The organism is Anoxybacillus sp. TBDG-1 (genome assembly GCF_054815885.1).
Genome location: NZ_JBTZSY010000003.1, coordinates 61,941 through 74,402 on the forward strand (window position 1 = coordinate 61,941; position 12,462 = coordinate 74,402).

Consider the following 12,462-nt stretch of genomic DNA (forward strand, 5'->3'; position numbering starts at 1 on the left):
TGTTGGATCAAAGCTGGAGGACACGCGCTTATGTTTGAAAAGATAAAAAGATGGAAAAACAAAGAAGAAGGATATGAAAAAGAAACAATTTTACAAGGACCGATTCCTGCGCATGTGGCGATCATCATGGACGGGAACGGGCGATGGGCGAACAAACGCGCGTTGCCACGGATGGCTGGACATTATGAAGGCATGCAAACGGTACGAAAAATTACGCGCTTTGCGAATGAACTCGGCGTAAAAGTGTTAACGTTATACGCATTTTCAACAGAAAATTGGAAACGACCAAAAACAGAAGTCGATTATTTAATGCAGTTGCCTGAGCAATTTTTGAACACATTTTTGCCAGAGTTAATTGCTGAAAATGTGCAAGTACGCGTCATGGGACATAAAGATCAGCTACCTTTACATACGTTACGTGCAGTCGATAAAGCAATCGAAGAGACAAAACAAAATACGGGCTTAATTTTAAACTTTGCGTTAAACTACGGAAGTCGTGCGGAAATTGTGCATGCCGTTCAAAAGCTTGTTGACGATGTGCAACATGGAACGATTCAAGCAAGCGATGTGAATGAACAGATGTTCCATTCCTATTTAATGACAAACGATTTACCAGATCCCGATTTGCTTATTCGTACAAGCGGAGAGATTCGTTTAAGTAATTTTATGCTTTGGCAATTGGCTTATACAGAATTTTGGTTTACAGACGTATTATGGCCAGACTTCACCGAACAACATTTTTTACAGGCGGTACATGAATTTCAACAACGAAGCCGTCGATTTGGGGGCGTATAATTTCATATGAAACAAAGAATTGTAACAGCAATTATTGCAGCTTCAGTCTTTTTACCGATCGTCATATATGGCAGATGGCCATTTTTAGTGTTAACGTATATACTAGCTACAGTTGGTTTATTTGAACTGATTCGTATGAAACGCATATCGCTTTTTTCGTTTCCGAGCATCGTTAGTTTTCTTATATTATGGCTCTTTTTATATCCATATGAACATATGATAAATATATGGATCCTCGTCGTTGGGCTCTTTTTGTTGCTTATTTATACGGTAATATCTAAAAATGCGTTTACGTTTGATGATGTTGGATTTATGATTGTCTCTTTACTATATGTAGGGGTTGGTTTTTATTCTTTTGTTCAAGTGCGTGAAGCAGGGCTGTCGTACATTTTTTATGCGCTCTTTTTAATTTGGGCAACAGATAGCGGAGCGTACTTTGTTGGTCGCGCGTTCGGAAAAAGAAAGCTATGGGAGCATATTAGCCCAAACAAAACAGTTGAAGGTGCTATTGGTGGTGTTTTGTGCGCCCTTGTTGTCGTGAGCGTGTATGAGTGGTTATCGCCATTTGCTCCGTCTTCTCTCATGTTACTCATTGCGACAGTCGTTTTATCCGTTTTCGGACAGCTTGGTGATTTAGTGGAATCGGCATTTAAACGCCACTATGGAGTAAAGGATTCAGGAGCTATTTTGCCAGGACATGGTGGCATTTTAGATCGCTTCGATAGTTTGTTATTTGTTTTGCCAATTTTGCATCTGTTTTACCTTATTGCGTAAAAAGGAGTGGGGCTTTTGCGAGCAATTAGTTTATTAGGAGCGACGGGCTCAATCGGCATGCAAACGCTAGACGTCATTCGTACTCATCGCGATGCGTTTCGTCTCGTCGCGTTTTCCGCCGGGCGAAATATAGAACAAGCTCGACATATTATTGAACAATTTTCACCGAAAGTCGTATGTGTTGCTCAAAAAGAAGATGCACATATGCTACAAAGCGAATATACGGGGCGAGTGCGCATCGTTTCTGGTGAAGATGGTCTCGTTGAAGTAGCGACAGTTCAAGAAGCAGACATTGTCGTCAATGCGGTTGTCGGAAGCGTTGGATTAGTACCTACGTTACGAGCGATTGAGGCGAAAAAAACGATTGCGTTAGCGAATAAAGAAACGTTAGTTACCGCAGGTCATCTTGTCATGAAACACGCTGCCGATTACGGCGTAACTATTTTGCCTGTCGATAGTGAGCATTCTGCGATTTTTCAATGCCTGCAAGGAGAACAGCAAAAAAATATCGAATGTATTATTTTGACGGCATCTGGTGGTAGTTTTCGCGATCGGACTCGCGAACAACTACAATACGTCACAGTCGAAGAAGCGTTAAAACACCCGAATTGGTCGATGGGAGCAAAAATTACAATTGATTCTGCAACGATGATGAACAAAGGACTCGAAGTGATCGAAGCACATTGGTTATTCCAATTACCGTATGAACAAATTGACGTCCTTTTACATAAAGAAAGCATCATTCATTCGATGGTGCAATTTCATGATGGGAGTGTCATTGCTCAACTCGGAACGCCAGATATGCGGGTACCGATTCAATATGCATTAACATATCCTGATCGTTTTCCGCTACATAATGAACGACTGAACTTAGCACAAGTAGCCACGTTGCATTTTCAAAAAGTGGACATGAACCGATTTCGTTGTTTACAATTTGCTTATGAAGCAGGAAAAATAGGCGGAACGATGCCAACGGTATTAAACGCAGCCAACGAAGAAGCGGTGGCAGCCTTTTTAGCTGGACGAATATCGTTTCTAGCAATTGAACAATGTATTGAAAAAGCGATGGAGCGGCACGTACCGATTGCTCATCCGGATCTTGAGACGATTCATGCAGTTGATCTTGAAACGAGACGATATGTAAAATCACTACACATGTAAAAGGTGGTTGAAACTTTGGAGACGGTTATTGCTTTTCTTATCATTTTTGGTGCGCTTGTGTTTTTTCATGAATTAGGTCACTTCATTTTCGCTAAGCGAGCAGGTATTTTATGCCGCGAGTTTGCGATTGGATTCGGTCCGAAAGTGTTTTCGATAAAAAAAGGAGAAACGACATATACGATTCGTTTGCTCCCGCTCGGCGGTTTTGTACGCATGGCGGGTGAAGACCCAGAGATGATTGATGTTAAGCGCGGTCAAGTTGTCGGCTTATTGTTTCATTCAGACGGGAAAGTGAAAAAAGTGATCATCAATCATAAAGACGAATATCCCGATGCGAAAATCATTGAGGTGGAGCGCGCAGACTTTGAACATGAGCTATATATTGAAGGTTACGAGAATGAGGATGATCGCTTACAACGCTTTGAGCTAAGCGATCCAGCGTACATCGTTATTGATCGCGAAGAAGTACAAATAGCACCGTACGATCGTCAATTCGGTTCAAAAACGCTCGGACAGCGGGCGATGGCTATTTTCGCTGGTCCGCTTATGAATTTCATCTTAGCGCTTGTCATTTTTATTGTTATTGGACTATTACAAGGCTACCCTGTTGATAAACCGATTGTTGGTGAATTGACAGAAGACGGTGCTGCGCGTCAAGCAGGATTGAAACAAGGTGATATTGTCGTTTCGATTGACGGACAGCCGATGTCTTCATGGACGGATGTCGTTACAATGATTCGAAAAAGCCCAGAAAAACCGCTCCAATTTCAAGTGAAGCGCAACGGTCAAATGATCGATCTCACTGTCACACCAGAAAAGAAAACGATAGAAGGGGAGACGATCGGACTGATCGGTGTATATGGACCGATGGAAAAATCGGTTGTTGGGGCGATCAAGCAAGGTGCGTTAGAAACGTACTATTGGACAAAGGAAATTATCGTTGGTTTGGGTCATTTATTGACGGGGAAATTTTCATTTGATATGCTATCTGGACCTGTTGGCATTGCCGTTTCCACACATAAAGTCGCTCAATCTGGCGTGTATTACTTAATGAAATGGGGTGCGATTTTAAGCATTAACTTAGGGATTATCAACTTACTTCCGCTTCCAGCACTTGATGGAGGACGCTTAACGTTTTTTGCGATTGAAGCGTTGCGTGGAAAGCCAATTGATCGCCAAAAAGAAGGGATTGTGCATTTTATCGGTTTTGCTCTTCTGATGTTGCTTATGCTTGTTGTTACATGGAATGATATTCAAAAATTTTTCCTATAAATCAATGAAGTAAGAGGTGCTAAAAAAAGATGAAACAAAGTATGTCGTTTATTCCTACATTGCGTGAAGTGCCGGCAGATGCAGAAATTAAAAGTCATCAACTGCTGCTTCGCGCTGGCTTCATTCGTCAAAACGCGAGTGGAGTATATAGCTTTTTACCACTTGGTAAACGTGTATTACAAAAAGTTGAAGCGATCATTCGTGAAGAAATGGATCGTGCAGGTGCTATAGAGCTGTTGATGCCAGCGCTACAACAAGCAGAGTTATGGCAAGAGTCAGGCCGCTGGTATTCATATGGGCCGGAATTAATGCGCTTAAAAGATCGCCACGATCGTGATTTTGCGCTCGGTGCAACACATGAGGAAGTCATTACGGCTCTCGTTCGCGATGAAGTGAAATCGTATAAACGTTTGCCACTTACGCTTTACCAAATTCAAACGAAGTTTCGCGACGAAAAACGTCCGCGTTTCGGTTTACTTCGTGGTCGTGAGTTTATTATGAAAGACGCGTATTCGTTTCATGCTTCACACGAAAGTTTAGATGAAGTGTACAATAAAATGTACGAAGCATATGCAAACGTATTCCGTCGTTGCGGATTAAATTTCCGCGCGGTCATTGCTGACTCTGGTGCGATGGGTGGAAAAGATACGCATGAGTTCATGGTTTTATCTGATGTTGGGGAAGATACGATTGCATATTCCGATTCGTCCGATTATGCAGCGAATATTGAAATGGCGCCAGTCATTGCGACGTATGAGCGAAGCGATGAACCGCATGCGCCGCTTGAGAAAGTGCATACACCGGAACAACGTTCGATTGAAGAAGTAAGTCAATTTCTGCAAGTACCAAAAGAAAAATGCATCAAGTCGTTATTATTTAAAGTAGACGATCGTTATGTGCTTGTTCTTGTGCGCGGCGATCATGAAGTCAATGACGTGAAAGTAAAAAATATATTAGAAGCCACTGTTGTGGAATTAGCGACGCCAGAAGAAACGAAGCAAGTCATGAACTGTGAAGTTGGTTCGCTTGGCCCAATCGGCGTGAGCCATGATGTACTCGTTTTAGCTGACCATGCGGTAAAAGCGATTGTCAACGGTGTATGCGGAGCCAATGAAGTACATTATCATTATAAAGGGGTCAATCCAGATCGTGACTTTGTTGCGCAATATGCGGATGTTCGTTTCATTCAAGAAGGGGATCCGTCGCCAGATGGAAAAGGAACGATTCGTTTTGCACGCGGCATTGAAGTTGGTCACGTATTTAAACTCGGAACACGTTATAGCGAAGCGATGAATGCCACGTATTTAGATGAAAATGGACGCATGCAACCGATGATTATGGGATGCTATGGCATTGGCGTATCTCGTACGCTTGCAGCCATCGCTGAACAATATAACGATGAGCATGGGCTCATTTGGCCGACAGCGGTTGCACCGTTCCATGTGCATTTAATTTCTGTCAATCCGAAAGTGGACGAGCAACGAGAACTTGCAGACGAATGGTACGTACGTTTGCAACAAGAAGGGTTTGAAGTGTTGTATGACGATCGAGCAGAGCGCCCAGGAGTCAAATTTGCTGACAGCGATTTAATTGGGTTACCTGTGCGTGTGACGGTCGGAAAACGTGCAAATGAAGGAATCGTTGAAGTAAAAGTACGAAAAACAGGTGAAACAGAAGAAGTACACGTGTCGCAATTAATCGAAACGTTGCACCGTTACTTATAGGCAGAGAGGGGGATCCCCCCCTCTTTCTGTCGTCTATCGCTCCCAAACGATGTATAAAAAAGAAAGGGAGGTGTACCGTTACATTTTTTGTAACGAACAACGATGAGAGAAGAACAAAAAGAACGATTTTCTATTTTGTTGCAACAGCTACAACTTTCTTCGTCTAATATAGCGAATGACTTAGCACATGGACAGATTAACAAAGTAGTTGTCGACAAACGTGCGAAATGTTGGCATTTTTATTTTCAATTTCCAGCGATTTTACGAGCGGATGTATATGCGGAATTTCGTAAACGATTAATCGAACAGTTTCGTCACATCGCTCATGTGCAATGCACGATTGAAGCGGAAGATCAAACGTTTACCGACGAAGACGTCATATCGTATTGGCCGATGTTTGTGGAAACGATTCAACAAAGCTCGCCTCTTCTTCCACTAATGACACAGCAGCAACCGCACGTCAAAGGAACGAAAGTAATTGTCCAAGCACGCAATGAAGCAGAAGCGATTGCTTTAAAAAAGCGATTTGCAGAAATATTTGCTGAGACGTACGCTTCGTTTGGCTTCCCATATTTACAATTAGAAGCGGACGTGAAATACGATGAACAACAGTTTGAACAATTTTTAGCACAAAAACAAAAAGAAGATGAGGAGCGAGCGTTAGCTGCTTTTATAGAGGCGATGCCGAAACAAGAACCGTCTAACGTAAGGGAAGAAAGTGGTTCGCTTGTGATTGGTTATCAAATTAAAGATGAGGAACATATTCGTTCGCTTGATCAAATTGTAGAAGAAGAACGTCGTGTCGTTGTGCAAGGATACGTATTTGATGCTGAAGCAAAAGAACTAAAAAGCGGACGAACGTTATTGACGTTAAAAATGACAGACTATACAAACTCTATTCTTGTCAAAATGTTTTCACGCGATAAAGAAGACGCGGAATTGATGCAACGTGTAAAAAAAGGTATGTGGGTGAAAGTGCGCGGCAGCGTACAAAACGACACATTCGTTCGCGATCTTGTACTTATTGCAAATGACTTAAATGAAGTGAAACCAAACGAGCGTCAAGATACAGCCGAAGAAAAGCGTGTAGAATTGCACGTTCATACCCAAATGAGTCAAATGGATGCGGTCGCTTCCATTACAAAGCTTGTCGAACAAGCGAAAAAATGGGGGCATGAAGCAATTGCTGTAACGGATCATGCGGTCGTTCAGTCGTTTCCGGAAGCGTATAGTGCAGGAAAAAAATACGGTGTGAAAATTTTATATGGACTAGAGGCAAATATTGTCGATGACGGGGTACCAATCGCTTATAATGAAGCGCATCGTCGGCTCATGGACGATACGTTTGTCGTATTTGACGTGGAAACGACGGGGCTTTCCGCTGTATATGACACGATCATTGAGTTGGCAGCAGTAAAAGTGAAAAACGGAGAAATTATCGACCGTTTTGAGTCGTTTGCGAATCCGCATCACCCGCTTTCCGCAACGACAATCGAACTAACAAAGATTACAGATGATATGTTAAAAGACGCACCAGACGTCGAAGAAGTATTAAAAAAGTTTTACCATTGGATCGACGATTGTGTGCTCGTTGCCCATAATGCCACGTTTGATATTGGTTTTTTAAATGCAGGGTTTAAAAAAATCAATCGCGGCAAAGTAACAAATCCGGTGATTGATACATTAGAACTTGCTCGCTATTTATATCCAGAGTTAAAAAACCATCGTTTAAATACGCTTTGTAAAAAGTTTAATATTGAATTAACTCAACACCATCGCGCAATTTATGATGCAGAAGCGACAGGGTATTTGCTCATTCACTTGTTAAAAGAACTTGAGGAAAAAGGAATTCAATATCTTGATCAGCTCAACGAAGCATCAAAGGAGCAAGGGGCGTTTCAACGATCTCGACCGTTTCATGCAACATTGCTTGTACAAAATGAAGTTGGGTTAAAAAATTTATTTAAACTCGTATCATTTTCACATGTGAACTATTTTTATCGCGTTCCACGCATTCCGCGTTCGGTATTGCAACACCATCGCGAAGGTATTTTAGTCGGATCAGGCTGTGATAAAGGCGAGCTATTTGAAGCGATGATGCAAAAAGGAATCGAAGAAGCAGAGGCAATTGCCCCATTTTATGATTTCCTTGAAGTGCATCCGCCAGAAGTATACGCTCCCCTTATTGAGATGGAATATGTACGCGACGAAGAGGCACTAAAAGAAATTATTACAAATATTGTGCAGCTTGGCGAACGGCTCGGCATTCCGGTTGTCGCGACAGGGAACGTGCATTATATCAATAAAGAAGATAAAATTTATCGCAAAATTTTAATTCACTCACAATCTGGTGGTCATCCGTTAAATCGTCATAAACTCCCAAATGTTCACTTCCGTACAACAAACGAAATGTTAGAAGCATTTTCGTTTCTCGGTGAACAAAAAGCAAAAGAAATTGTTATCATAAATACAAGAAAAATTGCCGACCTCATTGGAGACGTGAAACCGATTAAAGATGAGTTATACACACCGAGAATTGAGGGAGCGGACGAAGAAATTCGCCGAATGAGTTACGAACGAGCGAAGAGCATTTATGGTGACCCACTTCCAGACATCGTTGAAAAACGGTTAGAAAAAGAATTAAAAAGCATTATTGGTCACGGCTTTGCGGTCATTTATTTAATCTCTCATAAACTCGTAAAAAAATCGCTTGATGACGGTTATCTTGTCGGTTCGCGCGGTTCAGTTGGCTCATCGTTTGTCGCGACGATGACCGAGATTACAGAGGTGAATCCGCTCCCACCGCATTACGTTTGTCCGAACTGCAAACATTCCGAGTTTTTCGATGACGGTTCGGTCGGGTCGGGATTTGACTTGCCAGATAAAGACTGCCCAAAATGTGGTACGCGATACAATAAAGACGGTCACGACATTCCGTTCGAGACATTTTTAGGGTTTAAAGGTGATAAAGTTCCAGATATTGATTTAAACTTTTCAGGCGAGTATCAACCGCGAGCGCATAACTACACGAAGGTGCTATTCGGTGGAGATAACGTATATCGTGCAGGGACGATCGGTACTGTCGCTGACAAAACGGCGTACGGATTTGTCAAAGGGTATATAAGCGATAAAAACCTTCATGTACGCGCAGCAGAAATTGATCGTTTAGCAGCCGGATGCACGGGAGTGAAACGAACGACAGGGCAACATCCAGGTGGGATTATTGTCGTGCCAGATTACATGGATATTTATGACTTTACACCAATTCAATATCCAGCCGACGATACGAGCGCGGAGTGGCGCACGACGCATTTTGACTTCCACTCTATTCACGACAATTTATTAAAACTCGATATTCTCGGGCACGATGATCCGACAGTCATTCGGATGTTACAAGATTTGAGCGGAATTGATCCAAAGACCATTCCGACCGATGATCCCGAGGTGATGAAAATTTTTAGTAGTACGGAATCGCTTGGGGTGACACCTGAACAAATTATGTGTAATACAGGAACGCTCGGTATCCCAGAGTTTGGCACGCGCTTTGTTCGCCAAATGTTAGAGGAAACGAAACCGAAGACGTTTTCAGAGCTTGTGCAAATTTCAGGCTTATCGCATGGGACGGACGTTTGGCTCGGCAACGCGCAAGAGCTTATTCAAAGCGGAACGTGTACACTATCAGAAGTGATTGGATGTCGCGATGACATTATGGTGTATTTAATTTACCGCGGTTTAGAACCGTCATTAGCATTTAAAATTATGGAGTCCGTTCGTAAAGGAAAAGGATTGACGCCAGAATTTGAAGAAGAAATGCGCAAACATGACGTGCCAGAATGGTACATTGAATCATGTAAAAAAATTAAATACATGTTCCCGAAAGCGCATGCAGCCGCCTATGTTCTCATGGCGGTACGCATCGCGTACTTTAAAGTCCACCATCCGCTTCTTTATTACGCATCGTATTTTACCGTACGTGCAGAAGACTTTGATTTAGACGCCATGATTCAAGGATCTGCGGCGATTCGCAAACGCATTGAGGAAATTCAGTCAAAAGGGCTTGATGCGTCTGCGAAGGAGAAAAACTTGTTAACCGTGCTTGAAATCGCGCTAGAAATGTGCGAACGAGGCTTTTCATTTAAAAATATTGATTTGTATCGTTCACAAGCAACAGAGTTTATCATTGACGGAAACTCGCTTATTCCACCGTTTAATGCCATTCCTGGACTAGGGACAAACGTTGCCCTCAGCATTGTGCGAGCACGTGAAGAAGGGGAGTTTTTATCGAAAGAAGACTTGCAACAACGAGGCAAAGTGTCAAAAACGATTTTAGAATATCTTGAAAGCCGAGGGTGCTTGCAGTCGCTACCAGATCACAATCAATTGTCGCTCTTTTGAATGAGTTGCAATTTTTTTGTCAATATGTTATAGTTCTAGTGGAAATGGTAAAGATAATGGACAAAAAGAGTGGGGAAACCCACTCTTTCGTATTGATTCGAGATTCCTTGCCGTTGCAAGGGATTTTCTTGCAGTTAGGAGGATCGACATGAAAAAAGTCACGCACATCGTCGAGGAGCTCGTTACTCCGATTGTGACAGAGATGGGGTTAGAACTTGTCGACATTGAATATGTGAAAGAAGGTAAAAATTGGTTTCTACGTATTTTTATTGATTCACCAACGGGAATTGATATCGATCAATGCGGTGTCGTAAGTGAGCGGCTAAGTGAAAAGCTTGATGAAGTTGATCCAATTCCACACAATTACTTTTTAGAAGTATCATCACCAGGGGCAGAGCGTCCGCTCAAAAAGACGAAAGATTTCGAGCGCGCTGTCGGGAAAAACATTTATGTCAAAACGTATGAGCCAATCGACGGTCAAAAAGAGTTTGAAGGATTGCTAACTGCATTTGACGGGCAAACGGTGACGGTAGAAGTGAAAGTGAAAACAAAGAAAAAAACGATCACGATTCCATATGAAAAAGTAGCTAGTGCACGGCTAGCTGTCATTTTCTCTTAATTCACATTAAAGGGGGACGACCGGTTCATGAATACAGAATTGTTAGATGCCTTAACGGCGCTTGAGCGCGATAAAGGCATTAGTAAAGAAGTGTTAATTGAAGCGATTGAGGCGGCGATCGTGTCCGCTTATAAACGCAATTTTAATCAAGCGCAAAACGTTCGCGTTGATTTTAATCAAGAAACGGGAACGATTCGCGTATTTGCGCGCAAAGAAGTCGTAGATGAAGTGTACGATTCACGCTTAGAAATTTCGCTCGATGAAGCGAAGCGAATCAATCCAAATTATCAAGTAGGCGACGTTGTTGAAATTGAAGTGACGCCGAAAAACTTTGGACGCATCGCTGCCCAAACAGCGAAGCAAGTCGTGACACAACGCGTTCGCGAAGCAGAACGTGGCGTCATTTATTCTGAATTTGTCGATCGTGAAGAAGATATTATGACTGGCATTGTCCAGCGGACAGACTCGAAATTTATTTACGTCAGCCTCGGTAAAATTGAGGCGTTGCTTCCGGTGAGCGAACAAATGCCGAATGAGACATATAAACCACATGATCGCATTAAAGTGTACATTACAAAGGTAGAAAAAACGACAAAAGGGCCACAAATTTACGTATCGCGCACGCATCCAGGGCTATTAAAGCGGTTGTTTGAATTAGAAGTGCCGGAAATTTATGACGGGACAGTCGAAATTAAGTCCGTTGCACGCGAAGCGGGAGATCGCTCGAAAATTTCTGTTCATTCTGATAATCCAGAGGTCGATCCAGTTGGTGCATGCGTTGGACCAAAAGGACAACGTGTACAAGCAATTGTGAACGAGTTAAAAGGCGAAAAAATCGATATCGTTCGTTGGTCTGCTGATCCGGTTGAATTTGTAGCGAATGCGCTAAGTCCATCTAAAGTGCTTGACGTCATCGTTAACGAAGAAGAAAAAGCGACAACGGTCATTGTACCAGATTATCAACTGTCGCTTGCGATCGGAAAGCGTGGGCAAAACGCTCGTCTAGCAGCGAAATTAACGAATTGGAAAATTGATATTAAAAGTGAGTCTGAAGCGGAGCAACTAGGTATTTACCCTCGTTCTTCATCATCGTTCCAAGTTGACGAAGAGGAGATTAGTGAGGTGGAATGATATGCCAAAAAAAATCCCGATGCGCAAATGCGTAGTCACAGGGGAAATGAAACCAAAAAAAGAGCTCATTCGCATTGTTCGTTCGAAAGAAGGCGACGTGTCGATTGACCCAACAGGAAAAAAAGCGGGACGTGGTGCGTACATTACGCTAAGCAAAGAATGTATTTTGCTTGCGAAAAAGAAAAATACTTTAGCGTATCATTTAAAAACGACCATTGACGATTCCATTTATGAACAGCTATTACAGCTCGCTGAAAAGGAGAACGGAGAAACAAATGGATCATAAACCGTGGACTTCTTTTCTCGGATTAGCGAATCGGGCGCGCAAAGTCATTTCGGGAGAAGAGCTTGTTGTGAAAGAGATTCAGCGTAAGCGCGCGAAGCTTGTTATTTTATCGGAAGATGCGTCAGAAAATACAAGAAAAAAAATTTCCGATAAATGTGCGTTTTATCGCGTTCCGCTTTGTTACGTGGACAATCGTCACGAATTAGGTTGGGCGATTGGAAAAGGAGCACGAGTTGTTGTAGCGATTACGGATGAAGGATTCGCACAAAAACTGAAAACGATGCTCTAACATTTTGGGGGTGAAT

General features: G+C 42.4%; 10 protein-coding genes. All 10 read left to right on the forward strand.

The features are described from left to right. The first annotated feature begins 30 nt into the window (after positions 1-30). The 10 genes from ACYQY7_RS01895 to ACYQY7_RS01940 all read left to right on the forward strand — a co-directional run bounded on the left by ACYQY7_RS01895 (position 31) and on the right by ACYQY7_RS01940 (position 12,446). The gene (locus ACYQY7_RS01895; RefSeq protein ID WP_461200459.1) at positions 31-795 is read left to right on the forward strand and encodes an isoprenyl transferase; all 765 of its coding nucleotides are present in this window, start codon (positions 31-33) and stop codon (positions 793-795) included. A 6-nt stretch (positions 796-801) separates the two neighbouring features. Further along, a complete protein-coding gene (locus tag ACYQY7_RS01900) occupies positions 802-1,569 on the forward strand; it encodes a phosphatidate cytidylyltransferase (protein WP_461200460.1) in 768 nt (255 codons plus the stop codon). 15 nt (positions 1,570-1,584) lie between these two features. Next, entirely contained in the window at positions 1,585-2,730 is a 1,146-nt protein-coding gene (gene dxr, locus ACYQY7_RS01905; RefSeq protein ID WP_461200461.1) for a 1-deoxy-D-xylulose-5-phosphate reductoisomerase, read from the forward strand. Positions 2,731-2,745: 15 nt separating this feature from the next. Next, positions 2,746-4,002 (forward strand): RIP metalloprotease RseP, encoded by a 1,257-nt coding sequence (gene rseP / locus ACYQY7_RS01910; RefSeq protein WP_461200462.1) that lies wholly within the window; start codon positions 2,746-2,748, stop codon positions 4,000-4,002. A 29-nt stretch (positions 4,003-4,031) separates the two neighbouring features. Further along, positions 4,032-5,726 (forward strand): proline--tRNA ligase, encoded by a 1,695-nt coding sequence (locus tag ACYQY7_RS01915; RefSeq protein ID WP_461200463.1) that lies wholly within the window; start codon positions 4,032-4,034, stop codon positions 5,724-5,726. 102 nt (positions 5,727-5,828) lie between these two features. After that, on the forward strand, positions 5,829-10,121 hold the full coding sequence (locus tag ACYQY7_RS01920) for a PolC-type DNA polymerase III (protein WP_461200464.1): 4,293 nt from the start codon (positions 5,829-5,831) through the stop codon (positions 10,119-10,121). A 148-nt stretch (positions 10,122-10,269) separates the two neighbouring features. Then, a complete protein-coding gene (rimP, locus tag ACYQY7_RS01925; RefSeq protein ID WP_461200465.1) occupies positions 10,270-10,740 on the forward strand; it encodes a ribosome maturation factor RimP in 471 nt (156 codons plus the stop codon). A gap of 27 nt (positions 10,741-10,767) precedes the next feature. After that, entirely contained in the window at positions 10,768-11,871 is a 1,104-nt protein-coding gene (nusA, locus tag ACYQY7_RS01930) for a transcription termination factor NusA (RefSeq protein ID WP_461200466.1), read from the forward strand. Position 11,872: 1 nt separating this feature from the next. Beyond that, positions 11,873-12,157 carry an RNase P modulator RnpM gene (rnpM, locus tag ACYQY7_RS01935; protein WP_461200467.1) on the forward strand — a complete coding sequence of 95 codons (285 nt, stop codon included), beginning with the start codon at positions 11,873-11,875 and terminating at the stop codon, positions 12,155-12,157. Then, positions 12,147-12,446: a YlxQ family RNA-binding protein gene (locus tag ACYQY7_RS01940; protein WP_461200468.1), complete on the forward strand. Its 300-nt coding sequence runs from the start codon at positions 12,147-12,149 to the stop codon at positions 12,444-12,446. The genes rnpM and ACYQY7_RS01940 overlap by 11 nt, the downstream gene beginning before the upstream one ends. Positions 12,447-12,462 lie beyond the last annotated feature (16 nt).